The 24,435-nt window shown below is 65.8% G+C and carries 21 protein-coding genes; 7 read left to right on the forward strand and 14 right to left on the reverse strand.

Annotation, left to right across the window (positions count from 1 at the left end; all coding sequences use genetic code 11):
* Positions 1 to 187: 187 nt before the first annotated feature.
* Together TV39_RS05025 and TV39_RS05030 are read left to right on the forward strand one after the other, a co-directional pair.
* Positions 188 to 538 (forward strand): hypothetical protein, encoded by a 351-nt coding sequence (locus TV39_RS05025; protein WP_043479262.1) that lies wholly within the window; start codon positions 188 to 190, stop codon positions 536 to 538.
* Between the two features lie 62 nt (positions 539 to 600).
* Positions 601 to 1,917 (forward strand): cell division protein PerM, encoded by a 1,317-nt coding sequence (locus TV39_RS05030; RefSeq protein WP_043479264.1) that lies wholly within the window; start codon positions 601 to 603, stop codon positions 1,915 to 1,917.
* Positions 1,918 to 1,985: 68 nt separating this feature from the next.
* Here the strand turns inward: TV39_RS05030 and TV39_RS05035 are convergent, their stop codons facing one another.
* Entirely contained in the window at positions 1,986 to 2,417 is a 432-nt protein-coding gene (locus TV39_RS05035) for a hypothetical protein (RefSeq protein WP_043479266.1), read from the reverse strand.
* Between the two features lie 39 nt (positions 2,418 to 2,456).
* On the opposite strand from TV39_RS05035, the gene purN reads away from it, so the two are divergent.
* Both purN and TV39_RS05045 read left to right on the forward strand, forming a co-directional pair.
* The gene (gene purN, locus TV39_RS05040; RefSeq protein WP_043479268.1) at positions 2,457 to 3,020 is read left to right on the forward strand and encodes a phosphoribosylglycinamide formyltransferase; all 564 of its coding nucleotides are present in this window, start codon (positions 2,457 to 2,459) and stop codon (positions 3,018 to 3,020) included.
* A gap of 133 nt (positions 3,021 to 3,153) precedes the next feature.
* The gene (locus TV39_RS05045) at positions 3,154 to 4,089 is read left to right on the forward strand and encodes a hypothetical protein (protein WP_043479270.1); all 936 of its coding nucleotides are present in this window, start codon (positions 3,154 to 3,156) and stop codon (positions 4,087 to 4,089) included.
* 70 nt (positions 4,090 to 4,159) lie between these two features.
* Here the strand turns inward: TV39_RS05045 and TV39_RS05050 are convergent, their stop codons facing one another.
* On the reverse strand, positions 4,160 to 5,512 hold the full coding sequence (locus TV39_RS05050; protein WP_043479272.1) for an MFS transporter: 1,353 nt from the start codon (positions 5,510 to 5,512) through the stop codon (positions 4,160 to 4,162).
* A gap of 152 nt (positions 5,513 to 5,664) precedes the next feature.
* Between TV39_RS05050 and purH the strand changes: the two genes are divergently transcribed.
* The gene (gene purH, locus TV39_RS05055; protein ID WP_043479274.1) at positions 5,665 to 7,335 is read left to right on the forward strand and encodes a bifunctional phosphoribosylaminoimidazolecarboxamide formyltransferase/IMP cyclohydrolase; all 1,671 of its coding nucleotides are present in this window, start codon (positions 5,665 to 5,667) and stop codon (positions 7,333 to 7,335) included.
* A gap of 114 nt (positions 7,336 to 7,449) precedes the next feature.
* Here the strand turns inward: purH and TV39_RS22700 are convergent, their stop codons facing one another.
* Together TV39_RS22700 and TV39_RS05065 are read right to left on the reverse strand one after the other, a co-directional pair.
* Positions 7,450 to 7,584 (reverse strand): hypothetical protein, encoded by a 135-nt coding sequence (locus tag TV39_RS22700; protein ID WP_268747726.1) that lies wholly within the window; start codon positions 7,582 to 7,584, stop codon positions 7,450 to 7,452.
* A gap of 28 nt (positions 7,585 to 7,612) precedes the next feature.
* Positions 7,613 to 8,605 (reverse strand): trypsin-like serine peptidase, encoded by a 993-nt coding sequence (locus tag TV39_RS05065; RefSeq protein WP_043479278.1) that lies wholly within the window; start codon positions 8,603 to 8,605, stop codon positions 7,613 to 7,615.
* A gap of 292 nt (positions 8,606 to 8,897) precedes the next feature.
* Here TV39_RS05065 and TV39_RS05070 point away from each other — a divergent pair, with 292 nt between their 5' ends.
* Positions 8,898 to 11,120, forward strand: a complete 2,223-nt coding sequence (locus TV39_RS05070; protein WP_043479279.1) for an NADP-dependent isocitrate dehydrogenase — start codon at positions 8,898 to 8,900, stop codon at positions 11,118 to 11,120.
* Between the two features lie 118 nt (positions 11,121 to 11,238).
* Here the strand turns inward: TV39_RS05070 and TV39_RS05075 are convergent, their stop codons facing one another.
* Positions 11,239 to 11,883 (reverse strand): SRPBCC family protein, encoded by a 645-nt coding sequence (locus TV39_RS05075; RefSeq protein WP_043479281.1) that lies wholly within the window; start codon positions 11,881 to 11,883, stop codon positions 11,239 to 11,241.
* Positions 11,884 to 12,116: 233 nt separating this feature from the next.
* Between TV39_RS05075 and TV39_RS05080 the strand changes: the two genes are divergently transcribed.
* Positions 12,117 to 14,342 (forward strand): catalase, encoded by a 2,226-nt coding sequence (locus TV39_RS05080; RefSeq protein WP_043479283.1) that lies wholly within the window; start codon positions 12,117 to 12,119, stop codon positions 14,340 to 14,342.
* A gap of 71 nt (positions 14,343 to 14,413) precedes the next feature.
* Here TV39_RS05080 and TV39_RS05085 read toward each other — a convergent pair whose 3' ends face one another.
* From TV39_RS05085 to mmsB, 9 genes are all read right to left on the reverse strand, one after another.
* Complete coding sequence (locus TV39_RS05085) at positions 14,414 to 14,944, reverse strand: hypothetical protein (protein ID WP_043479285.1); 531 nt, start codon at positions 14,942 to 14,944, stop codon at positions 14,414 to 14,416.
* The gene (locus tag TV39_RS05090) at positions 14,941 to 16,164 is read right to left on the reverse strand and encodes a serine/threonine-protein kinase (protein ID WP_043479287.1); all 1,224 of its coding nucleotides are present in this window, start codon (positions 16,162 to 16,164) and stop codon (positions 14,941 to 14,943) included. The genes TV39_RS05085 and TV39_RS05090 overlap by 4 nt, the downstream gene beginning before the upstream one ends.
* A gap of 253 nt (positions 16,165 to 16,417) precedes the next feature.
* The gene (locus TV39_RS05095; protein ID WP_052500498.1) at positions 16,418 to 17,212 is read right to left on the reverse strand and encodes a hypothetical protein; all 795 of its coding nucleotides are present in this window, start codon (positions 17,210 to 17,212) and stop codon (positions 16,418 to 16,420) included.
* A gap of 82 nt (positions 17,213 to 17,294) precedes the next feature.
* Positions 17,295 to 17,786 carry a hypothetical protein gene (locus TV39_RS21990; RefSeq protein ID WP_160292482.1) on the reverse strand — a complete coding sequence of 164 codons (492 nt, stop codon included), beginning with the start codon at positions 17,784 to 17,786 and terminating at the stop codon, positions 17,295 to 17,297.
* A 601-nt stretch (positions 17,787 to 18,387) separates the two neighbouring features.
* A complete protein-coding gene (locus tag TV39_RS05105) occupies positions 18,388 to 19,458 on the reverse strand; it encodes a Gfo/Idh/MocA family protein (RefSeq protein WP_043479291.1) in 1,071 nt (356 codons plus the stop codon).
* 135 nt (positions 19,459 to 19,593) lie between these two features.
* Positions 19,594 to 20,298, reverse strand: a complete 705-nt coding sequence (locus tag TV39_RS05110) for an ABC transporter ATP-binding protein (RefSeq protein ID WP_043479293.1) — start codon at positions 20,296 to 20,298, stop codon at positions 19,594 to 19,596.
* A gap of 2 nt (positions 20,299 to 20,300) precedes the next feature.
* Complete coding sequence (locus TV39_RS05115) at positions 20,301 to 21,755, reverse strand: ABC transporter permease (protein WP_043479295.1); 1,455 nt, start codon at positions 21,753 to 21,755, stop codon at positions 20,301 to 20,303.
* 220 nt (positions 21,756 to 21,975) lie between these two features.
* A complete protein-coding gene (locus TV39_RS05120; protein WP_043479298.1) occupies positions 21,976 to 23,073 on the reverse strand; it encodes a substrate-binding domain-containing protein in 1,098 nt (365 codons plus the stop codon).
* A gap of 50 nt (positions 23,074 to 23,123) precedes the next feature.
* On the reverse strand, positions 23,124 to 24,395 hold the full coding sequence (gene mmsB, locus TV39_RS05125) for a multiple monosaccharide ABC transporter permease (protein WP_043479300.1): 1,272 nt from the start codon (positions 24,393 to 24,395) through the stop codon (positions 23,124 to 23,126).
* Positions 24,396 to 24,435 lie beyond the last annotated feature (40 nt).

Genomic DNA, 24,435 nt, shown 5'->3' on the forward strand with positions numbered 1-24,435 from the left:
GGGACTTCTGCCCAGCGACAGGGCCGCCTCCTGTCTGGTGAACTGCCAGGACCATGCGCCCTGTAACAGTGATCATCCGGACCCTTGCGGCCGCCGTCGTGCTTCTGCTTACCGCCGGCTGCAACGTGGCCGTCCCGGCCGGGAGGGCGCCCGCGGTGGGGGCACTGCGGATGAGCGACGAGAGGACATGCAGTGCTCCATTGACGCGGATAGTGCAGCCTGCCACCTGCTCACGGACGTTCCGCCCCGGCCCGGCGACATCAAAGGCCAGTGCACCGGGCTTAGTGAGTACTTCGGCGGATATGCGGTGGTAACGCTCGACGGCGGTGCCCAGTACGGGCTGTGCGGCAACGGAACGTCCCCCATGGAGGCGGAGGAGGTTGCAGGTCCGGCGTTCCCTGGGCCGTGGATCCAGGACGGCCAGACCGTGCGGCTGGGCAACATGGTGTGCGAACGGGCGCCGGGCGCCATGACCTGCGCGCATCTGCGGACGGGCCACGGCTTCATGATCAGCAGGGACAACTACGAGCTCTGGTAACTCGGGGGTTTGAGCCTGTCGCAGACGGGTCCGGGGCACCTCCCGTGACACCATGGAACACGATGAAACTGCGCGCTGATCAGACCGGAGACCGTGGCATTCCCATGCCCTTGTGGCTGCAGGGAGCGCTCGAATCAGCGCAGGCGGCGGTCATTTCCGCGCTGGTGGTGCTGGCACCCATCGTCGCCGTGTGGGCCACAGCCGGATTCCAGAACAACAACTTCGACGCCCTGGCCCGGCTCGGCGGCCAGGCCTGGCTGCTGATCCACGGCGTTCCCCTGCACCTGACCACCGTGGCGGGGGACGCTGCCGCGCAGCCGGAATCGGGCACCCTGTCGCTGATCCCGCTGGGCCTCACCCTCATCCCGTTCCTCCTCGCATGGCGGGCAGGCCGGCGCCTGGCCAGGGCTTCCTACACGGACCAGCTCTGGCAGGCACTGCTGGGTTCCTGGCTGGTGTACGCCGGGTTCGGCATGGCCACCGGCTTCGTATGCCGCACGGACGACGTCGCTATCTTCCTGTGGTTCGCCGGGCTGATGCCGCTGGTCCCGTTCGGCCTGGGCATGGTGGTGGGAGCCCGGCGCGAAGCGGGATCCTGGAGCCGGCTTATCGGCGTCGACGCCGTGGACTGGATCGCCCGGACCAGCCAGCATTCCCGCTGGGCCGGCTCCTACCTGGGCTCCGCCATCAAGGCCGGTTTCGTCGCGCTGATGGCCGCCTTCACCATGTCCGCCGCGCTGCTCGCGGTTGACCTCTTCATCCACTGGGACCTGGTGATCGCGGTATATGAAGGGCTCGACGCCGGCGCCATGGGCGGCGCCGTGCTCACCATCGCGCAGCTCGGCTTCCTCCCCAACCTTGCCGTTTTTGCGCTCGCCTGGACGTCCGGCTCCGGCTTTGCCCTGGGCGTCGGCTCGCAGGCCGGACCGCTCGGAACCGCCGTCGGCCCGCTGCCGTCCATTCCTGTGTTCGCCGCCCTGCCCGCCGGTCCGCTTGATTACGGCTTCGTGGCGCTGGTGGTTCCCGTCCTGGCCGGCGCACTTGCCGGCTGGTGGTTCCTTCGCGAAGGCGAAAACCATTTCGACGAATGGCTGTCCATCAAGATCCGTTCCCGCTGGTTCACGGCATCGGCGTCAACGATAGTCCTCGGCGCGATCATCGGCGTGGCCGCAGGCCTGATGGCGGGCGGCCTGGCCTGGATGGCACGCGGATCGGCCGGGATCGGCCGCCTCACGGACATCGGACCGGATCCTTTAAGCACGGCCTTGTGGGTGGCCGCGGAAGTGGGCATCGGCGTCGTGATCGGTTACGCGGCAGGCCCCTGGCTGGAACGCCAGCAGAAGCTGCGCGAAGCGGACCTGGACACAGCGAAGCCCTAGGGGGCGCCGCCGTCGGGCGTTATTTCCGGACGGCTGGCATTACCGGACGGTTGGCGGTGTGCGGCGGCCTAGCGAAGCTGGGCGGGGAGGGACTTTTGCAGCTGGGTCTGGCACTGGCTCATGGCCTGCTCTGTGAGCGCACTGCGCGAGCACTGCTGGAAGTCCCGGACCTGGTTGAAGAACACCGCGGAGACAAGGATCAGCAGCACCATCACCGCTGAGACCACCAGCCCTGAAATGGTCCCGAAAAGCACCAGCTTGGATTCCTTCAGCTTGATGGCCCGGACCAGCACCATAATGCCGAGCACGATGCTCACAGCCGTGAGGATGGAGGTGAGCCACAGGTAGGTGACGTCCAGCTGGTAGACGAAGAAGGCGCCCAGGACGGCAACGATGAACGCACGGAACAGGTTGTGGGTCTTCAGCAGTGACGTCTTGGCGGCCTCGCTGAGGGGCTGCCGGGCCTGCTGGGGACCTGCGGGGTCCTTCGGGGGATTCATGTTTTCCAGCCTACGCGAGCGGCCCCATAAGCTAGAGCCATGCGCATCGTAGTCCTCGTGTCCGGTACCGGTTCCAACCTCCAGGCTGTCATTGACGCCGTTAAGGCGGGCGATCTGGACGTGGAGATCGCCGCCGTTGGCGCCGACCGGCCGGGGACCTACGGTGTGGAACGTTCAGCGGCCGCCGGAATCCCGACGTTCGTGGTGGACTTCAAGGCCTACTCCGACCGTGCCGAATGGAACGCGGCGCTGACCGAAGCCGTGGCCGCATATCAGCCGGATGTTGTGGTGTCCTCCGGGTTCATGCGCATCGTCAGCCCGGAGTTCATCGACGCGTTCGACGGCAAATACCTCAACACCCACCCCGCGCTGCTGCCGGCTTTTCCCGGGGCACACGGCGTCCGCGATGCCATGGCATACGGCGTCAAGGTCACCGGCTGCACGGTGCACTGGGCCGACGCCGGCGTTGACACCGGCCCCATCATCGCCCAGGAAGCCGTCGCCATCCGCGACGACGACACCGAGGACACCCTGCACGAACGCATCAAGGTGGTGGAGCGCAGGCTCCTGGTCTCCACCCTGGCGCAGCTCGCCGCGGCCTGAGCCTGCCCAACTGACTGGCACTTAACGTCGTGAAACGCGGTTTTCACGACGTTTAGTGCGAGTCAGATGGGGGAGCGTGCGCCGTTCTGTGGATAACTTCTGAGCGCGGGCCCGGGGTTTGAAATCATGAGGAATGCGAGATCCGAACCCACTGCCCGCCCCGCTGGGCGAAGCACCCTTCACGGTCTACGAAGCTGTCGACGCCGGCGTGAGCCCCGGGCGCCTTAGGTTCCGTGAACTGCGCGTCCCAAGCCGCGGCGTTCGCATCCCCAGCACATCCGAGCCTCTTGACCGTCGCAAGGTGGTCAGGCCGTACACGGTGGTGACCCCGTTCTCGGCAGCCTCGCACACCACGGCTTTTGTATTGTGGGCGCTTCCGGGTTATCTCCCGAATCGGGACGATGAGCGGATACACATATCGCGTCCTGACACAATGGCCATCCCGCGTCGACGAGGCGTGGTGGGGCATGTCGGGCAGTTCTTTTCCGACGAGGTCGTCAACCTCGGAGGGCTGTTGATAACCACGCCTGCACGGACCTGGCTGGATTGCGCGCGGAAGATGAGCATTAACGAACTGACGGTTGTGGCCGATCACCTGCTGAGGATTCCGCGCCCCGAATTCGAGGGCAGGACGGAGCCGCACGCCACACTGGAGGAACTCGCGGACATGCTGGACCGGCACAAGGGAACGCCCGGGATCCGGAAGGCCCGGCTGGCACTGGAACAGGCGCGCGTCGGCGCAGACTCCGCACCGGAGACCCGCCTTCGTCTGGCGCTGGAGAACGCCGGCCTGCCCGAACCGCACCTGAACGTACCCACGGAGCTGAGTCCCGGCGTCGTGCGTCAGCCTGACCTGAGCTATCCGGAACACAAAGTGGCGGTGGAGTACGAAGGCGAGGGCCATTCCGAGGTGGCGCAGATCGTCCGGGACATAGCCCGCGAGGAGGATTTCAGCCGCGCCGGGTGGGTGCTGGTCCGGATCTCCAAGCGGCACATGGTCAACGATGCCCGGCCGGCGGTGGCAAAGGTCCGCGCGGCACTCGTGAGCCGCGGCTGGGTACCCAAGTGACTGGCACTTAACGTCGTGAGAAGAGTGTTTCGCGACGTTAAATGCGAGTCAGTTGGGATGGAAGCAGTGCCTACGTCAGCGTGCGCTGCTTCGTCTCGGGGGAGAAGAACGCCATCCACAGCACCGACAGCAGGACCAGCCCGCCGGCCAGCGCGAAGGACGTTGCCAGACCCAGCTGCGGCCACAGGACCGAGGCGAAGATGAGCGGTCCGAAGCCTGCCCCGAGCCGAGAGAACGTGGACGCCCAGCCGAAGCCGGTGCCGCGCAGGTCCGTGGGATACAGCTCTGACACGTAGGTGTACAGGACCGGGATGGCCACCTGCACGATGAACCCGAACACCAGCAGCCAGAACACGGCGGCGGACGGGATGTCCACCACGAAGGCCACGATCACCAGGGTCAGCGCGGACAGCGGCCCGGTGATCGCCAGGATCCACTTGCGGCCCACGCGCTCTACCAGCACTGCGGCCACCACCACTCCCAGGAGGCCGACGGCGGCCATGGACGCCGTGGTGAGGAAAGCCTTGTAGTCCTGGAAACCGGCGCCGATCAGGATCCGCGGCATCCACGTCAGGGACAGGTAGTAGACCAGCAGGATGCTGAAGAACAGGGACCAGGCAGCGGCCGTAATCTTCCAGTTGAATCGCCAGACCCGGACCAGCTGGAGCCAGGCGCTGCCGGCCGAAAGCTTCGGGGCGTCCTGTGCATCCGGGAGGCTGTAGGCTCGGGGTTCGGCTCCCGTGGCCTTGACCAGGTCGTCGATGACCTTGGCGGCCTCGTCCCGGCGTCCTTTGCGGATGAGGAACAGGGGCGACTCGGGCACGCTGCGCCGGACCCAGAAGACCAGCAGGGCAGGGAGCACCATCACCAGCATGGTCAGCCGCCAGTCGGCGAAGGCGGCCACCAGCCAGGCGGAGATAAAGCCGCAGAGCGCAGCACCCACCGGCCACCAGCCGTCCATGGCGGTGAGGACCTTGCCGCGCTGCTTCCGCGGGGTGAACTCACCCACCAGCGCATAGTCAACGGGGATGCATCCGCCCAGGCCGAATCCGGCCATGAAGCGGAACACGCAGAACCAGATGAAGTCGGGGGAGAAGGCGCCCAGGACGGTGAAGAGGGAGAAGATCAGCAGCGTGGCGGTGAAGGCCTTCTTGCGCCCGATGGTGTCCGCGATGGTGCCCCACGCAAACGCGCCCAGGGCCATGCCCACCAGGTTCGCCGTGCCGATCCAGGCGGCATCGCCGGGGGCCAGGTTCCAGTGGGTGGACAGCAACGGGATGAGGATCCCGTTCAGCGTTACATCCCAGGCGTCGAACATAAAACCCAGGCCGCCGATCAGGAAAATCCGGCCCTGGACCTTCCACCGCCACGGCAGTTCCTGGACCACCTGTTCGCCGCTGGGCACAGTGGTGTAAGTATTCATCTCGGCCTCCTGTGAAAACTCTACGGTGCGGGGCCGGGTGCGCGCGCGGACTTCACACTCCGGCGCGCAGGGAGGGCATCCCCCAGGACGCGATAAACTGGCCACATCCCCACCAACCGCGGCACCCACCGTGTCAAAAGACGGAGACCTTTGTGAGCTTTACGCAGCTAGACCGTGTTCCCATCCGCCGAGCCCTGATCTCGGTCTACGACAAGACCGGTCTGGAGGAGCTCGCGAAGGGCCTGCACGAAGCAGGCGTCAAGATTGTCTCCACCGGCTCCACCGCCAAGAAGATCGCGGCCGCAGGCATCCCCGTCCAGGAGGTCGAGGAAGTCACCGGTTCGCCTGAGATGCTGGACGGCCGCGTGAAGACGCTCCACCCGCGCGTTCACGGCGGCATCCTGGCTGACCGCCGCGTCCCCGCCCACATGGAAACGCTGGCCGGCATGGAGATCGAGGCATTCGACCTCGTCGTGGTGAACCTGTACCCGTTCGTGGAGACCGTCAAATCCGGTGCCGCGCAGGACGACGTCGTGGAGCAGATCGACATCGGAGGCCCGGCCATGGTGCGCTCCGCCGCGAAGAACCACGCCGCCGTCGCGATCGTCACCGACCCCAATTTCTACGGCGACGTGGTGCGTGCCGCCGCTGAAGGCGGCTTCGACCTGAAGACCCGCCAGCGCCTTGCCGCGAAGGCATTCGCCCACACGGCCAGCTATGACACCGCCGTGGCCACCTGGACCGCCAGCCAGTTCCTCGACGAAGACGGCGACGGCGTGATCGACTGGCCCGCTTACGCCGGCCTGGCCCTGGAACGCTCCGAGGTCCTCCGCTACGGCGAAAACCCGCACCAGCAGGCCGCGCTCTACGTGGACAAGGCCGCTCCGGCCGGCATCGCCCAGGCCGACCAGATCCACGGCAAGGCCATGAGCTACAACAACTTCGTGGACGCCGACGCCGCCCTCCGTGCAGCCTTCGACTTCGCCGAGCCTGCCGTGGCCATCATCAAGCACGCCAACCCCTGCGGCGTGGCGGTCGGTTCCGCCGACGCCGCGGACCCGATCGCCGACGCCCACGCCAAGGCCCACGCCTGCGACCCCGTCTCCGCATTCGGCGGCGTCATCGCAGCCAACCGCACGGTCACCGCCGGAATGGCGCGCACCGTGGCGGGCATCTTCACCGAGGTTGTCATCGCGCCGGGCTTCGAGGACGAGGCCGTGGAGATCCTGTCCAAGAAGAAGAACATCCGGCTCCTGTCCCTGCCGGAGGGCTACGGCCGCTACCCGACCGAGTTCCGCCAGGTCTCCGGCGGCATGCTGGTGCAGGCTGCGGACAAGGTGGACGCCGAAGGCGACAACCCCGCCAACTGGACTCTCGCCGCCGGTGACGCCGCGGACGAAGCCACGCTGGCCGACCTCGCGTTCGCCTGGACCGCCTGCCGCGCGGCCAAGTCCAACGCCATCCTGCTCGCGGACAATGGTGCCGCGGTGGGCATCGGCATGGGCCAGGTCAACCGGCTCGACTCCTGCAAGCTGGCCGTGGAACGCGCCAACACGCTGGGCGTGCAGGTGGAGTCGGAGGTGGACGGAGCGGGCGGCGCGTCCAATACCAGCGCGGAGGGCGCCCCGCAGCGTGCCCGTGGTGCCGTGGCAGCCTCGGACGCGTTCTTCCCGTTCGCCGACGGACTGCAGATCCTCATCGACGCCGGCGTCCGCGCCGTGGTCCAGCCGGGCGGTTCCGTCCGCGACGACGAAGTCGTCGCCGCGGCCAACGCCGCCGGTATCACCATGTACTTCACGGGCGCGCGCCACTTCTTCCACTAAGAAAAAGGTGGACCCAGTCACCGACTCCGGTGGTTGGGCCTGTCGAAACCCTGCACGTACGACGGCGACCGCGCCCCCCCCGGAAGGGGACGGTCGCCGTCGTGGTTTATTCAGTTAGTTTTCCTCAGGTTCCGCCTCCGCCTCAGGTTCCGGGAGCCGGATTTCGCGGGGTTCCGATTCGGCCATCCGCTCCTGGGTCCAGTACGCGAGGATGTCCTCCGGAGTCTGGCTGACGACGCTGTGGCTCACAGCGTCGTCATCGGAAGGCCCCGTGGCGTCAGTTCGCGGATGATGATGCACTCGAGTACGCCTGCTGGATGACGGAACCCCAGTAGGGCCCGTACATGACCTTAGAGGGTGCGCCGCTGTAGCCGTAGCTGTTGATGGAGTTCTGGTAGCCGCCGGAGCTGGTGCCGATGAACCACGGACCGCCGGAGGAACCGCCCGTCATGTCGCACGGAATGCCCTGGCTGTTGAACTGCGGGTTGTACGGATCATCGCTCGCCGCGCCGGTGCAGCTGACCAGTGACTGTCCGTTGAACGGGGCCGCGGCCGGGTAGCCATAGGACTTGTAGGTCAGGCCGCGCGCTGCGTTGAACTGGACTCCGGACGAACCCACCACATCGGCCAGGTTCTGGCCGTTGAGCGGTGAGACGACGGCGAAGCCTGTGTCGTACTGCATGTCGCCGGCCGAGCTCCACTGCGTGGGGGTGTACAGGGCCTTGGCTGCCCATTTTCCGTACGGCGCGGCGCCGTCCAGGTAGGCCGGGACAAAGACGAAGTTGGTGGCAAACGCGCCCGGACCCTCATTCACGCAGTGACCCGCTGTGGACACGGTGCTCTTGTTGTTGGACACCACGGAGTTGCCTGAGCAGACGTAGTTGCTGCCGCCCATGGTGAAGAAGACCTTGCCAATATGGGACACCGGATTCTCATCGACGTGCAGGACTGTCTTTCCCTTGCCGGCCTTGCCCGTAATTCTGGTGCTCGAACCCTTTTCCACCGCCGCGGCTGAAGAGGTGTTGCCGCGCTCCAGCGCCTTGGCTGCCAGTACGTCGCCCGGAACCGCTGCACGCATGCGGTCGGCCGTCCAGTAATCTGCCGCATTCGAGCCGTCCACCGACTGGCTGGCAACCTGCGCGCCTTCCTGGTGTGAGGCGTTCTGCGGTGACGCAGGGGCGGCACTTGCCCCGCCGGCCGCGCAGACGGCCAGCAGCGCGGCTGCGGACAGGCTCAGGAGGCTGGTGGCCAGAGTCTTCGATTTCGTCATGGGTGTGTCCTCAACAGAAGTGAATGCGGCGCCCCCAGATGGTGGCCGCCGCTGGTGGTGATCAACCTACCCAATGTGACAATTGTTGTAAATAGAAAACGCACGTTATGTATTGCTACTGGTGGTATGGCGAGTCCCGTGTCGTTTCGGCTCTTTCAGTGACTGGCCGGGTCATGCTACGCGTCTTCGGAGGCCCCGATGGGCGCCGACGCGCCCTGCTCGGGTAAGTTAGGTATGTTGAAATAACGCCAGAGTTCCAGATGTATGTATACCTTCAGGAGACGCCCAAGCAATGGCCAAGATTATCTATACCCACACTGACGAAGCGCCCATGCTGGCCACCTATTCGTTCTTGCCGATTGTCGAGGCCTACGCGTCGACTGCCGGTGTGGAAGTGGAGACCCGAGACATCTCCCTCTCTGGCCGCATCATTTCGGCGTTTGGTGACTACCTCACCGAAGAGCAGCGGATCAGTGATGCCCTGGCCGAACTCGGTGACCTGGCAAAGAAGCCGGAAGCCAACATCATCAAGCTGCCTAACGTCAGCGCCTCCATTCCCCAGCTGAAAGCGGCCATCGCCGAGCTCCAGTCCCAGGGCTACGACCTCCCGGACTACCCGGACAACCCGTCCTCCGACACCGAGACGGACATCCGCTCACGCTACGACAAGATCAAGGGCTCGGCCGTCAACCCGGTCCTGCGTGAAGGCAACTCAGACCGCCGCGCGCCCCTGTCGGTCAAGAACTACGCCCGCCAGAACCCGCACTCCATGGGTGCCTGGACGCCGGAGTCCAAGACCAACGTTGCCACCATGGGTGCCGAGGACTTCCGCGCCAACGAGAAGTCCGTGGTCATCGAGGCTGACGACTCCGTCAAGATCCAGCTGGTCAAGGAAGACGGCACCGTCAAGGTCCTCAAGCGCGGGTTCCCCGTCCTCGCCGGTGAAGTAGTAGACGGCACCGTGATGCGCGCCGCCGCCCTGGACGAGTTCCTGGCCGCCCAGGTTGCCCGCGCCAAGGAAGAGGGCGTGCTGTTCTCCGCACACTTGAAGGCCACCATGATGAAGGTTTCGGACCCCATCATCTTCGGCCACGTGGTCAAGGCCTACTTCACCGAACTGTTCGACACCTACGGCGAGCAGCTCGCAGCCGCCGGCCTGAGCCCCAACAACGGCCTGGCCTCCATTCTCGGCGGACTCGAAGAGCTCCCGGAAGACGTCCGGGAGGGCGTCCAGGCGGCCATCAAGAAGGGCCTCGCAGAGGGTCCCGCGCTGGCCATGGTGGACTCGGACAAGGGCATCACCAACCTGCACGTTCCCTCCGACGTCATCGTGGACGCCTCCATGCCCGCCATGATCCGCTCCTCCGGCCACATGTGGGGTCCGGACGGCAAGGAAGCCGACACCCTCGCCGTCCTTCCAGACAGCAGCTACGCAGGCATCTACCAGGTTGTCATTGACGACTGCCGCGCCCACGGCGCCTTCGACCCCACCACCATGGGCACCGTGCCGAACGTGGGCCTCATGGCGCAGGCGGCCGAGGAATACGGCAGCCACGACAAGACCTTTGAGATCCAGTCCGCCGGCACTGTTCAGCTCGTGGACAGCAAGGGCAACGTCCTGATCGAACACCAGGTGGCACCGGGCGACATCTGGCGCGCCTGCCAGGCCAAGGACGTGCCGATCCGCGACTGGGTCAAGCTGGCCGTCACCCGCGCCCGCGCCTCCGAAACGCCCGCCGTGTTCTGGCTGGATGAGACGCGCGCCCACGACGCCAACCTGATCGCCAAGGTCAAGGAATACCTCAAGGAATACGACACCGAGGGCCTCCAGATCGAAATCATGTCCCCGGAAAAGGCCACGGCCTTCACCCTCGAGCGCATCCGCAAGGGCGAGGACACCATCTCGGTCACCGGCAACGTGCTCCGCGACTACCTCACGGACCTTTTCCCGATCCTCGAACTGGGTACCAGCGCAAAGATGCTCTCCGTGGTTCCGCTGATCAACGGAGGCGGACTCTTCGAGACGGGCGCCGGCGGATCCGCCCCGAAGCACGTCCAGCAGCTGCTGAAGGAAAACCACCTGCGCTGGGACAGCCTGGGTGAATTCCTGGCCCTCGCCGTCAGCTTCGAGCACCTTGCGACCACCACGGGCAACAAGCGTGCCCAGGTTCTCGCCGACACCCTCGACCGCGCCACCGGCACGTTCCTGCTCGAGAACAAGTCCCCCCGCCGCAGCGTCGGGGAACTGGACAACCGCGGCAGCCACTTCTACCTCGCCAAGTTCTGGGCGCAGGAGCTGGCCAAGCAGACCGACGACGCCGAACTGGCCGCCGACTTCGCAGCTGTCTCCGAGGCGCTGACCTCCAACGAGGAAACGATCATTGCCGAGCTGCTCGCAGTGCAGGGCTCACCGGTGGACATCGGGGGCTACTACCACCCGGACGTCGCCAAGGTTGCCTCGGTGATGCGTCCGTCCGCGAAGTTCACTGAAGTTCTCTCCGGCCTGGCCAAGTAGCCGGACCCGCTGAACGTCAGAACGCCCCGCCTCCCATCACGGGAGGCGGGGCGTTCTTGCCTGGCGTGGCAGCCGACGCCGGCGTGGCAGCCGCAGCGGGCCGCCGGCCACAACAGCGTTAGCGCTGGACGTGCTTGCCGAACGGAGGCTCGGTCGCCATGTCCGGATCGGTGTTCACGGGCTGCTCCGTGGGCGCGGCGTCGTAGCCCACTTCCTCTTCGAGGGGAACCGCGGTGGTCGCAGCCTGCGGAATTTCCGCCGTCGGACCTGCTGCTGCAGCGCCGGCTCCGGCGGCACCTCCGGTGACTGCGCTGTCGCTGACGCGTTCCCGCCACGCGCCGGTTTCCACTTCGCGTTCCTCAATGAATTTCTTGAAGCGTTTGAGGTCCGAGGCCACCTGGCGGGAATCAAGCCCGACTGCCGCTCCCACCTTCTCAACGGCGGAGTCCGGCTCCCAGGCGAGTTCAACGCTGACCTTTGTTTCAGTCGGGTTGAGCGCTTCGAACCATACCGTCCCGGCGTTTCGCGGCTCGTCGAGGCTTTCCCAGGTGACGCGCTGGTCCGGCTGCTGGACGGTGATCCGTGCGTCGTATTCCCTCTTGACGCCGGCGATGCTGGTCTGGAAGTGCACTGTAGTGTCGTCGAGCTGGCGGACAGCGTCCACGCCGCTCATGAAGTGCGGAAAGTCCTCGAACTGGGTCCACTGGTTGTAGGCCTGGCTCAGCGGGACACTTACGTTGATGGATTCCTGGACAGTTGCCATGCTTACATCACTCCTTCAGCTGGCGGGCCGACGGCCCGCGGTTCTGATCTCGCTGCGCTTCGTAGGCGCACACAACCAACCTAGCGAGATTTGCGGCAAATAGTAAGTTTGCTGATGAATGTTCCATGGTCCATTGAGATTGCACCCCGCCGTCCCTAGAGTGATAAGCAAGCTTAGTTTTCGGCCGGATGGCCGCCTGTGGCTAAGGACTGCACACCAAAGGGGAACAAACCATGTCACCAGACAGCAACGTCAACATTCCCGGCGCGACGTCGAGCGAGCCTCCCAGTGTTGCCGAGCCGACGGAACCGCGCGAGCCACTGCCGCCCAAGCCGGACCAGCAAGGTCCCGAGGCAGTCTCGCCCACCGGAACGCCGAGCGGCGCCCCGGTCCATTCGAGGGCCCAGTCCGGCGCCTACCTCACCACCGCGCAGGGGCTCCGGCTCCAGGACACTGACCACTCGCTGAAGGCAGGCCGGCGCGGCCCGGTGCTGCTCCAGGACCACCATCTCCGCGAGAAGATCACCCACTTCGACCACGAGCGCATCCCGGAACGTGTGGTGCATGCCCGCGGCGCGGGAGCGCACGGCACGTTCCGTTCCTACGGCTCCGCTGCCAACATCAGCCGGGCGGGATTCCTGGCCAAGGACGTCGAAACGCCCGTCTTCGTCCGGTTCTCCACGGTGCTGGGGTCCCGCGGCTCCGCCGACACGGTCCGCGATACCCGCGGCTTTGCAACGAAGTTCTACACGGACGAGGGCACTTTCGACCTCGTCGGCAACAACATCCCGGTCTTCTTCATCCAGGACGGCATCAAGTTCCCGGACATCATCCACGCCGGCAAGCCTCACCCGGACCGCGAAATCCCGCAGGCCCAGAGCGCCCATGACACGTTCTGGGACTTCGTGTCGCTCCATACCGAAGCGCAGGCCCACACCATGTGGAACATGTCCGACCGGGCCCTGCCCCGCTCCTACCGCACCATGGAAGGGTTCGGAGTCCATACGTTCCGCTTCGTGAACGCCGCCGGGGAAACGGTTCTGGTCAAGTTCCACTGGAAGCCCAAGCAGGGCGTGCATTCACTACTCTGGGAGGAGGCCCAGCTGATCAACGGCATGGATCCGGACTTCCACCGGCGGGACCTGGCGGACGCGATCGAGGCCGGTGCCTACCCGCAGTGGGAACTGGGCGTGCAGGTCTTCCCGGACACGGAGGAGGAGTTCTTCGAGGGGATCGATCTGCTCGACCCCACCAAGTTCGTCCCCGAAGAGCTCGCCCCGGTGCAGCCCATCGGCCTGATGACCCTCAATGCGAACCCGGTGAACTACTTCGCCGAAACCGAGCAGGTTGCCTTCCATCCCGGCCACCTCGTCCCGGGCATCGACGTCACCAACGATCCCCTGCTGCAGGTGCGTCTCTTCTCCTATATCGACACCCAGATATCCAGGCTGGGCGGCCCGAACTTCGGGCAGATCCCCATCAACCGGCCGCAGGCACCCGTCAACGACATGCTCCGCGACGGAATGCACCAGCAGGCGGTGCACGGGGGAGCGGCACCGTACCATCCGAATTCGCTGGACGGCGGCTGCCCGTTCCTCGCCGGGGCGGACCTCGGCGCGTTCGTCGACGTTCCCGAGCAGTTGGCGGCGGCGGTCAAGGAACGGAAGTCGCCGGCGTCGTTCGATGACCACTTCAGCCAGGCCAGCCTCTTCTTCCGCAGCCTGAGCCCGGTGGAGCAGGACCACGTCATCCAGGCCTACACCTTTGAGCTCGGCAAGTGCCGGGAGGAAGCCATCAGGGAACGCCAGCTGCAGAGCCTGGCCAACATTGATGCCGAATTGTGCGCCGCCGTCGCCAAGGGACTGGGCATGCAGGCACCCGCAGCGTCGGTGGAGGTTGCCGACGCTGACCCGAGCCCGGCGCTGTCCCAGATCGGGGGCACCTGGCCGGTGGCGGGACGCGTGGTGGGCATCGTGGCTGACGCGTCCAGCGATCTGGCGGCGGTACGTGCCGCGCGCACGGCATTGGACGCGGCCGGGATCGTGCCGCTGGTGATCGCACCGTCCGGAGGCTACTTGGGGGAGGCGGCCGACGGCGGGATCCCCGTCCAGCGCACCTACCTCACCGCGCGCTCCACGGAGTTCGACGCCGTGCTGGTGGCCGGATCGGCTGATCCGGCCCCCGACGCTGACCAAGGCCTGGACGCCAAAGCGGGCGAGCCGGGCGTGTCCGTTGATCCGAGGGTCGTCCTGCTGCTGTCTGAGACTTTCCGCCACGCGAAGGCGATCGGCGGCTGGGGCGGGGGTGCCGCCGTCGTCGACGCCGCAAGCATCCCGCAGGATGCCTCCGGGGTAATATTCGGCGACGCCGCCGACGGCGTTGTCGCGCAGGTCCAGGAGCTTCTCGCCGCGCACCGGGCCTGGGACCGTTTCCCGGCATCAGGGGCTACGTCGTCTTAGCGCCCGAGGTGACTCGGTCCGGCGAATGCCGGATTCCGTGAATGGACGGCTGACTCCGGCTAACGCCGGAGTCAGCCGTCCTTGCCTTTGCCCTTCTCGCCCTTTCCCGGACCCTGGTTCTGTTGGGCGGGCACCGGAGCAGCCGGCGCCGGAGCTTCGGCAACGGGAACATTTGCCGCCTTCGCAGCTTCCGCCGCCGCTGCCGCCTCCGCTGTTGCTGCATCTGCCGCTGCCTTGGCTGCGGCTGCCTGAGCCGCTGCAGCAGCTTCTGCTTCGGCCTGGGCTTTCGCCGCCGAGAGGTCCGCCCTTACTGCCTCGATCGCCTTCATGATGCTCTGGTGGCGTTTGAAGGACACACTTCCCTGGGCTGCCGACGCGTCAAGCTGGGCGACGAGCTCGTCGAGGGACTTGAGGGCGCCGGCCGGGTCGTTGCCGGCGGCGGACTGTGAGACGGTGAGGACCTTGGCCTGCAGCTGCTGTGCGGCTTCCGCCTCAAGGTCCGGGGGCGCGGCGCCGCAGCCGCCGAGGGCGGCCGAAAGCAGTGCTGCCGCGAGGACCGGCCGCCAGCGCAGCGGCCGCGCGGTAAGTCGATATAACGTCACGGTTCCACGCTCTTCTGTAGTTGATCGAGGTGCTCTCCCAGGGTGCCGGTAACCGCGGGGTATTGGACAGGCTCAGGCGTTTCGGGCGTGATGTTGGGCAGGAGGATCAGAGCGCCTGCCGCAAGGACGGCAACCGCTGCCACCGCAGCAACCAGCTTCCCCCGCCCGGCGGAACGGAAGCGCCGGCTGATTCCGGCGCGGGGCGGGCCGCTGGCTTCGGCCCGCAAAGGAGCCGTGGAGCGGCCCCCGGTCTCGGCGTCCGCCGTCCAGGCAGTCTGGCGGTCCGTCGTGTCCGGCACAACCATCGGCGGCCGGGACGGCGGTGCCGGAAGAATGCGCGTGGGTTCCTCGGCCACGGCGCCCGGTACCGATTCAGGGGAGACCAGGGCCTGCCGAAGGGCGGTCTCGAGATCGGCGGCCGTCGGGCGGTCCATCGGGTCCAGCGCTGTCATGGAGCTGATCAGGGTAGCCCACTCGGTTGGAACGTCGGCGGGAATTTCCGGGGCACGGTGCAGGCGCGCCACCGCAGACTCAATGGCGCTCCCCGGATACTCCACGGTGCCCTTGATGCACTCGAGCAGCACCAGACCGAGGGAATAGATGTCGCTGGCGGGGCCAAGGTCGGCGCCCCGGGCCTGTTCCGGGCTCAGGTAGGCGGCTGTTCCCACCATGGTCCCGGTGGCGGTCAGCCGGGTGCCGTCGACGATCCTGGCAATGCCGAAATCCGTCAGCTTGGGGCGCAGGGGCTCTCCGGGGCGGACCTGCACCAGGAGAATGTTGGCTGGCTTGATGTCACGGTGGATGATGCCCAGGTTGTGGACGTACGCCAGGGCATCGGCCACGCCGGCCCCGATCACTGCCAGTTCATCCAGCGGAACGGCGCTGTGCCGGATCCTGCTCCGAAGGTCCTGCCCCTCAACCAGTTCCATCGTCAGGAACGGGCGGGGCTCTTCAGGCACGCGGGAGTCTATTCCGGCGTCGAACAAAGTCACGAGGCTGGGGTGATTCAGGGTGGCGAGCAGCTGGATCTCGGCTTCCTGACGCTTGAGCTCGTCCGCGTCAGCCGACTGGGGGGCAAAAAGCTTCAATGCGACGTCACGGCCAAGGTTCTCGTCCCTGGCCGTGTACACCGATGCCATGCCGCCGCGCCCGATGACCTCGCCGAGGCGGTATCGGCCGCCCAGGACCTCTGCCGTTTCGCTAGGCGAACTCTCCACGATGTCCCCATCCTTTTTAGCGTTCCCTCGGAACGCACTCTAAAAGATGATACGGGGACGGGTATGCATTTTCATAAGGGTGCTTGGTAGTTACGCCTGCTGGACTCGAATTGCCGGGGTCCGGAGGTCCGGTCCGGGAAGCCCTGAGCGGCTTCCCGGACCGGACCAGCTGGCATCCTAGGCCCTCTTCCACCGGGCCTGGACAAGGACGATGATCATGCCGCCGGCCAGCAGGAGGAGGGCGGCGGTCACCAGGTCAAGGCTGGCACCGGTGTTGGCCAGCACGGGAGCTGCCAAGGGAGTTACTGCAGCGGCCGGCACCATCTGCGGACCGGCAGGCGCCACCTGTGTACCGAGCACGGCCAACGACGCCGGACCTTCGGTAACTGTCGCCGGACCGGCGGTTGCCGGGCCGAAGCCCAGCGGGGGCGTGACAGCCGGGGGGATTGACCACGGGGGAAGGCGCCATAGGAGGAACCACCGTGGAAGACGAGTCAGCGCCAATTCCAACCGACGCACCGCCGATCCCTACTGACGCACGKCCGATCGTGACTGGTGCGGTGACCGGTGCGACGATCTGGGTTCCGGAGGCGTGGCCGTCGGAACCGTTGGTGGTTGTGGCGGGGGTGGTGCTGGTTCCCGCTGGCGCGCTGGTGCCGCTTTCGGACGTGCCTTCTTCGGTGGTGGCCGTTGAGTCACCCAGCAGGCCCAACGACGTCGTTCCGACTGTTACAGGGGCGGTGACCGGTGCGATGACCTGGGTTCCGGAGGCGAGACCGTCGGAACCGTTGGTGGTTGTGGCGGGGGTGGTGCTGCTTCCCGCCGGCGTGGTGGTGCCGCTTTCGGACGTGGCCGTTGAGTCACCCAGCAGGCCCAACGACGTCGTTCCGATCGTGACTGGTGCGGTGACGGGTGCGATGACCTGGGTTCCGGAGGCGAGACCGTCGGAACCGCTGGTGGTATCCGCTGCGCTCGCAGCGGTGGTGCCGAGGGCTAGTAGTCCTCCGGCAAAGAGGGTGCTGAGCAGCCCCCTGCGGATAGTTGCATGCATGGTGAAGTCTCCTGAAAGTTGTTGTCGGGCGCCAAGGCAGCCCGAATGGCCGTTTTCCGCACAAGGGCGCGGGAGGGCCTAACTAGTCAGGAGACGAGCCGGGGTCGAAAGACACCGGCGAGGGAGGACTTTGCAGCGCGCCGCCGACGGGAAGAACACCGGTCAGCGGAACGTTCATGGCGAAGGTTGATAGCCAGGCTGTACTGCCAGCGCCGCCGCCTTGAGACTGGCTGCTTGCTGAACCGGAGCCCGGAACAGCCGGCAACGCTGCCGGGTGAGGGGTTCCCTCGTTCGGTAGGGGAGCTTCGAGAATTCCGGCTTGTACCGGAGCAGGCGGCAACGGATCAAGACCATAGGCAGGGAAGTGCGCCGCTGACATCGGCATGACGGACGCAGCCGGCAGATCGCCGCTATTTTCAGCGTCTGCCTGCACGGGCAGAACAAGCGGCGGCACGGCGCCGCTGGCGGTCGTGCCGTGCACCGCGGAGACGTCCGGAAACGCAAGATCCGGTGCCGAAACGTCTGTGCCCGGAAGTGAATCAATGCTGGAAAGCAGGTCGCTCACCGGTTCCACAACGGGCTCCGGTAACGGCAGGGCAGAGCTTGCTACCGGCAAGACTTCCTCAGCGATTCCGGAGGCGATTCCGTCGGCCGCCGCAGTGACCGGTGCCGTGACGGTGCCGACAGTGCCGGAGGGGACTATCTGGTTCACCACAGGAACGGCTTCAACGAGGTGGTCCACGGTGCCGGTTGCAGCGCCGGTAAGAGGCTGGAGGAGTCCGTCCGGATCAGCGGAGCTTGGCTGGACAGAAAACTCGGCACTGACGGCCGGAACAGCGGCGGCCAGGACGTCCCCAACAGGATTGATTGCGGTTTCGCTGACTGAAGATACTGAGGAGCTGACGCCCCCGAGTAATGAACCAGGATCAGTGGCTGCATCGGCGCTGGCGGCCGGGGCCGATAGGGTCAACCAGGTTGCGGCTGCGGCGCCTGCCAGGAGCAGCGGACGGAGCGCGCGCCATGGCGAACGTGCTGAGTCCATACGCAAACACCCCCAACGCTCCTCGAAAATTCGACGATTGGCTAACAGCCTAGGCACGATCTGTCGGGGTAGTCCAGCGTTTTCCGGATAATAGTCCGGCGAATTGATTATCTTCTGGAAGCGTCAGATGACCTCAGCGGGCGTCGTTCGGGTAGCTCACGCCCAGCTGGCCGCGGACGCCGTCGAACAGCCTCATGACATTCAGCGAGTCCTCAAGCGGCATAACCGGGCTCTCCGTGAGCCCCTGCTGGATGCATCTGGTGACCTCGCGGAGCTCGTAGGAGTAGCCTCGGCCCACAACGTCGAAGTGCTCGGTACGCGGTTCCGCCATGCCGATCCGGACGTGGATTTCCTTGGGGTTGTTCACGGAACCGATGGTTTGGAGGTACCCCAGGCTGCCGGCGACGGTTGCCGCCCGCGGACCGTAAGCCGTCAGCGATGATGTCAGCTGGGCCTGCGCGCCATGGTGGTATCCCAGCGTCAGCGCATTCTGGGCGTCGACGCCGTCGTCGTTCACTGAGCCGGTGGCACTGACGGTTTGCGGGAAACCCAAGGTGCCCAGTGCCCAGAGCAGGGGATAAACCGTCAGGTCGAGGAGGGCACCTCCGCCGTCCTTGAGGGCCCACAGCCGTGCGCTGGGGGAGTAGACAGCCGGGAAACCAAGATCCGCGGTGACCCACTGGACTGTCCCGAGTTCCCCGGATGCGGCGATGTCGAAGGCGCGCTGCATGCTGGGAAGGAATCGGCTCCACATGGCTTCCATCATGAACAGCTTCTTGGAACGGGCCAGGGCCACCAGCTCCGCAGCTTCACGCGCGTTGATGGTCATGGCCTTCTCGCAGAGCACATGCTTGCCGGCCTCAAGCGCTGCCAGAGCAACTTCATAGTGCTGGGCGTGCGGCGTGGCCACATAGACAACATCCACGGAGTCGTCGGCCAAAAGCCGGTGGTAACCGGCCCCGGTGGAGTCGTCACCGTACGCTGTGGAAAACCCGTACTCCGCCGCGAATCTATCAGCCGACGCCTGGCTTCGGGAGCTGACTGCGTACAGCTCAGCATCGGCCAGGAGGGCAAGATCCTTCGCCACCGACTGGGCGATTCCGCCGGTGGCAACCACTCCCCACCGCAGCGTTTGTCCTGTGGCGGAACGGGGATCCTGGTCGGATTGGCTGAACAGCCACGGCTTCGCGATGGGGGCACTCATTGAGCCATCTTCTCACCCGTGAGAGAGCGTCGGGTTAAAATCGGCAGGAGCTTAGGGAGGGTTGAATCCACCCTCCCTCAGCTCCCGCCGCGTCCGAATGCCTGCGGCCTGCGCCGGGTCAGCCCGGCCGGCCAGCTATCCCGAGGCCGCCGCCACCCTGGAACGGGCGGGCTCCTCCGTGAGGCCTCCCTGCTGCAGCCGGAAGCGGCGGTCCGTCTTGTTGGCGAGCTGGCGGTCGTGCGTCACCACCAGGATGGTGGTGTTGTGGTCGCGGCTCAGCGAGCTGAGGAGCTCGATGATGTGCTCGCCGGTCTGTTCGTCGAGGTTGCCCGTGGGCTCGTCGGCCAGGATCAGCTTGGGCTCGTTGGCCAGTGCGCGGGCAATTGCCACACGCTGCTGCTCGCCGCCGGACAGCCGGTTGATGCGGCGCACGTGCTTCTCCGGGTCCAGCTGCACCTGCTCCAGCAGTTCCTTGGCCCGGGCCAGCCGGGCGGCCTTGCGGACCCCGGCGAACTCCATCGGCAGCATGACGTTGTCCACCGCGGACAGGTTGGGGATCAGGTTGAACTGCTGGAACACGAAGCCGATATCGCGCCGCCGGTACTCGGTCAGCTTGCCGTCCGGCATGCTGGCCAGGCTGACGCCGTTGACGACGACGTCTCCGCTGGTGGGCTTGTCCAGCGCACCCAGCAGGGACAACAGCGTGCTCTTGCCGCTGCCGCTCTTGCCCACGATGGACGCGAGCGTGCCCTGTTCCAGTTCGAAGCTGACGTCGTTGACGGGTTTGATGGTCCGGTCGCCGGACTTGAAGGTGCGGACGAGATTCTTGACTTCAATCATGGCTACTCTCCTCGGAGGACTTCGATGGGGCGGATGCGGGCGGTCAGGAGCGCGGGGACCAGCGCGCCGATAATGGCCACGCCGAACACTGCGGCGATGCCGGCGGCGATCACGCCGGGGGAGGCGCTCGCCGTAACGGTGGTGAGCAGCTGGGAGGCTCCGCCGAAGGGTCCCCCTTGGGGAAGACCAGCGCCGCCGGGGAAGCCGGCCGCGCCGCCGGGGACGCCGCGCCCGGTGGGTGCCGCCGTCGTCGTCGTTGAATTGGAGCTGATCAGCGCGGAGGCGATGCTGCCGCTGGCCAAGGACGCGACGGCGGCACCCACCACGCTGCCCATGGCCACCACTACCAGCGCCTCCAGGACGAACTGGAGTCCGATGGTGCGGTTGGGCGCGCCGATCGCCTTGAGGACACCGATCTCACGGCGGCGCTCGCGGACCAGCATCACCATGATCAGGAGGATGATCAGGCCGGCCGTACCCAGCGCCGCGATGAAGGCGATGAGTGAAATGTTCTTGACGCTGTCCAGTGAACTGACAGCCGTTTCCAGGTTGCGCTGGCCCTGGGTGACATCCGCCTTGTCCGTACCAAGGGCGGCCTGGAGGGCTGTCTTGGCGGAGTCAACGTTTTCCATGCTGTCGACCGTGACGATCATGGTGGACAGCTCGCCCGGCAGGGAGGCCAGGGTCTGGGCGGAAGGAAGGGTTACGTAGAGGGCGTTGTTGCCGAAAGTGGTCCCGGCGTCGAACAGGCCCGCCACCGTGAACGTCTTGTCGTTGATGGTGAACGTGGAGCCCACCTTGAGGCCGTTCTTTTCGGCAAGGGTGGTGCCCAGGAGCGCGTTGGCCGATTCGGAGGTGTAGTCGCCCAGGCCGGAACCTTCGGTGATAGTCAGGGCCTTGCCCGTGCTGTCCACCTCGGCACCGATTCCGGTGGCCGTGATCGGAAGGGACATCGTCCGCGCCGGCTGTGTGGTCCCGTTGGATCCTGTGGTTTCCTGGCCGGCCTGGTTGCGGTTGCCGAGAGTTCCGGCATCGATGGCGGCGGTAAGGCTGGTGGTCAGCGTGGTGGTGGTCTGTCCGCCGGGTCCGCCCTGGCCGCCGCCTGGTCCGCCGGCCTGGGTTCCGGCGCCGGCTTGTGCCGCCGCTTCAGCGGCGTTGCGAAGCCTCAGCGCTTTCGTGCCGACGACGGTGCTAACGTTCGGTACTGCGGCCGCGGTTGCCGCCTGCTCCGCCGTGAGCGGTTCGCCGCCGCCCTCGAAGCCCTGGCCGCCGGCCGGGTTGACGGTCAGGACCGTGCCTACGGATGCATTCAGTTCCGCGACTTTGGCGGCAACCGCCTGATTGGCCACCAGCATGGACAGGGCCAGGCCGATCGCCACGGCCAGCACCGCCACCACGGCCCCGGTTCGGACCTTGTTTCGGAAGGCATTGCCTACACTTCTGGCGAGGACGCTCACGCTACTCCTAGGATCTCTGGCCGGACGGAATAACCGGCTGCTGATCCAACAGTGGTGCGCCTGGCTGTGCGGGGAACGGGCCGAAGCTATGTTTCCGCTGTGAAGACGGGGTACCGAGGGCACGTGCCGGGACGCGGAACAGTGGACAAACCAAGAGCCCCGGCCCACCCTGTCGGGTGAGCCGGGGCTCCTGGTTCAGTCGAAGGCGCCTCAGCGCGGACTACTTGGTGATCGGTCCGAGTACCGGATCGTCAACGTAGGCCGTCTTGACGTTCTCCTTGGTCACGATGACCGGATCCAGCAGGTAGGCCGGAACGGTCTTGACCGTGTTGTTGTAGGACTTGTCATCGTTGATCTCAGGCGTCTTGCCGGCCTGGATGTCCTTGACCATGGTGATCGCGTGCTCAACGAGCTTGCGGGTGTCCTTGTTGATGGTGGAGTACTGCTCGCCGGCCATGATGGACTTGACGGACTCAACCTCGGAGTCCTGGCCGGTGATGATCGGAAGCGGCTTGCCGGCGGCCTTGACGGACGTCAGGACTGCACGCGCCAGGGTGTCGTTCGGGGACAGGACGCCGTCCAGGGAAGCGGTGCCGTAGCTGCCGGTCAGGAGGGTGTCGGCGCGACGCTGGGCGTTCTCAGCCTTCCAGCCCTGGGTGACAGCCTGTTCGAACGAGGTCTGTCCGGAGACAACCTTGAGGGTGCCGTCGTCGATCTTCGGCTTGAGGACGCTCATGGCGCCGTCGAAGAAGACCTTCGCGTTGGCGTCATCCGGGGACCCGGCGAAGAGCTCGATGTTGTACGGGCCGGAAGGCTTCTTGGCCTTCATGCCGTCCAGCAGCGCCTGGCCCTGGAGTTCGCCCACCTTGAAGTTGTCGTAGGCCACGTAGTAGTCCACGTTCTCGGTGTTCAGGAGCAAGCGGTCGTAGGCGATGATGGTGGCGCCGGAGTCCTTGGCCTGCTTGAGCTGGGTACCCAGCTGGGCGCCGTCAATGGCACCCACGATGATGACCTTTGCACCCTTGGTGACCATGGCGCTGATCTGGTTCTGCTGCTCGGAGACGCCGCCGTTGGCGAACTGCACGTCAGCCTTGAAGCCGGCTCCGTTCAGTCCGTCGTTGAACAGCTTCTCGGCCAGCACCCAGTTTTCACTGGTCTTCTGGGGGAGTGCGACGCCGATCGAGGAGTTCTTGGGGAATGCCTCGCCGCCGCTGCTACCACCCGTGGTGCCGGTCTCGGCGCGGCCGCAGGCTGTCAGCGCCAGTGCCGCAATAGCAGCGATCGCTGCTGCCTTTCCTGCTTTACCAATCATTTGCATTGCTTGGTTCACTTTCTTTAGATGGTGTGCGGAGAATCGTGGGGGAGCGCTCAGGCTTCCTTGCGGATGGCGTCCTTGGTGGATGTGGTCTCGTCCGGCTGGAGCTCGCTGCTGCTGCGGCCGAAGTTCTTCATCATCATGCCGATGATGGATTTCTTGCCCTGGGTCTTGTTGTAGACGTCGAAGGCAACGGCGATCAGGAGGACCAGGCCCTTGATGATCTGGGTGAGGTCGGCACCGACGCCGAGGAGCTGCAGGCCGTTGTTCAGCACGGCCATCACCAGGCCACCAACGATGGAGCCGATTACGGTACCCACGCCGCCGGTCACAGCGGCACCGCCGATGAACACGGCTGCGATGGCGTCAAGTTCCCAGCCGACGCCGTCGAACGGGCCGGATGCGGTGGAGCGTCCCACGAAGATCATGCCCGCAAGGCCGGCCAGGATGGACATGTTCATCATCACCAGGAAGTTGACCTTCTTGGACTGCACGCCCGAGAGCTCGGCGGCGTGCCTGTTGCCGCCGACTGCGTAGATGTGGCGGCCGACGATGGTCTTGGAGGAGATGAAGCCGTAGATGATGACCAGGACGGCCAGGATGAGGCCCGGGATGGGGAAGGAGGTGCCCGGCCGGCCGGTGGCGAACAGGTACGTGGCGTACAGGATGGCACCGCAGATCAGCACGAGCTTGAGGATCATCACCCAGGCCTCCGGGACCTCAGCGCCAAGGGCCACGGCCCGGCGGCGTGAACGGATTTCGCTGAAGATCACGAAGGCCACGGCCAGCAGGCCCAGGAGCAGGGTGAGGTTGTTGTATCCCGTGTTGGGTGGCACCTCGGGGAGGTAGCCCGAGCCGAGGTACTGGAAATCGGCGGGAACCGGGATGGTGTTGGACTTGCCGACGAACTGGTTGAAGCCGCGGAAGAGCAGCATACCGGCCAGGGTCACGATGAAGGCGGGAATGCCCACGTAGGCGGTCCAGAACCCTTGCCACGCCCCGATCAGCGCCCCGAGGGCCAGGCCCAGGAGAACACCGGCGTACCAGGGAATCCCCCAGTCACGGATGGCCAGGGCCACGGTGACGCCCACAAAGGCTGCCACGGAACCCACGGAGAGGTCGATGTGGCCGGCAATGATGACCAGCACCATGCCGATGGCCAGGATCAGAATGTAGGAGTTGCCGTTGAAGAGGTTGATGACGTTGCCCGGGGTGAGCGTGCGGCCCTCGGTGAAAATCTGGAAAAAGACGATCAGTGCAACCAGGGCGAAGATCATGCCGAATTGGCGGGTGTTGCCGCCAAATAGCTTCTTGAGCGCGTTCATTGTTTCGGTCCTTGTGTCTGGAAGGTTCTGGAGGTATCCA

This window comes from Arthrobacter sp. SPG23, from assembly GCF_000876655.1.
GTDB lineage: Bacteria > Actinomycetota > Actinomycetes > Actinomycetales > Micrococcaceae > Arthrobacter.

Excerpts from the sequence above, each read along its gene's own strand:
- TV39_RS05025 (WP_043479262.1), top strand. The coding sequence starts at position 188 with ATGCAGTGCTCCATTGACGCGGATAGTGCAGCCTGCCACCTGCTCACG.
- TV39_RS05030 (WP_043479264.1), top strand. The coding sequence starts at position 601 with ATGAAACTGCGCGCTGATCAGACCGGAGACCGTGGCATTCCCATGCCC.
- TV39_RS05035 (WP_043479266.1), bottom strand. The coding sequence starts at position 2,417 with ATGAATCCCCCGAAGGACCCCGCAGGTCCCCAGCAGGCCCGGCAGCCC.
- purN (WP_043479268.1), top strand. The coding sequence starts at position 2,457 with ATGCGCATCGTAGTCCTCGTGTCCGGTACCGGTTCCAACCTCCAGGCT.
- TV39_RS05045 (WP_043479270.1), top strand. The coding sequence starts at position 3,154 with ATGCGAGATCCGAACCCACTGCCCGCCCCGCTGGGCGAAGCACCCTTC.
- TV39_RS05050 (WP_043479272.1), bottom strand. The coding sequence starts at position 5,512 with ATGAATACTTACACCACTGTGCCCAGCGGCGAACAGGTGGTCCAGGAA.
- TV39_RS05065 (WP_043479278.1), bottom strand. The coding sequence starts at position 8,605 with ATGACGAAATCGAAGACTCTGGCCACCAGCCTCCTGAGCCTGTCCGCA.
- TV39_RS05070 (WP_043479279.1), top strand. The coding sequence starts at position 8,898 with ATGGCCAAGATTATCTATACCCACACTGACGAAGCGCCCATGCTGGCC.
- TV39_RS05075 (WP_043479281.1), bottom strand. The coding sequence starts at position 11,883 with ATGGCAACTGTCCAGGAATCCATCAACGTAAGTGTCCCGCTGAGCCAG.
- TV39_RS05080 (WP_043479283.1), top strand. The coding sequence starts at position 12,117 with ATGTCACCAGACAGCAACGTCAACATTCCCGGCGCGACGTCGAGCGAG.
- TV39_RS05105 (WP_043479291.1), bottom strand. The coding sequence starts at position 19,458 with ATGAGTGCCCCCATCGCGAAGCCGTGGCTGTTCAGCCAATCCGACCAG.
- TV39_RS05110 (WP_043479293.1), bottom strand. The coding sequence starts at position 20,298 with ATGATTGAAGTCAAGAATCTCGTCCGCACCTTCAAGTCCGGCGACCGG.
- TV39_RS05120 (WP_043479298.1), bottom strand. The coding sequence starts at position 23,073 with ATGCAAATGATTGGTAAAGCAGGAAAGGCAGCAGCGATCGCTGCTATT.
- mmsB (WP_043479300.1), bottom strand. The coding sequence starts at position 24,395 with ATGAACGCGCTCAAGAAGCTATTTGGCGGCAACACCCGCCAATTCGGC.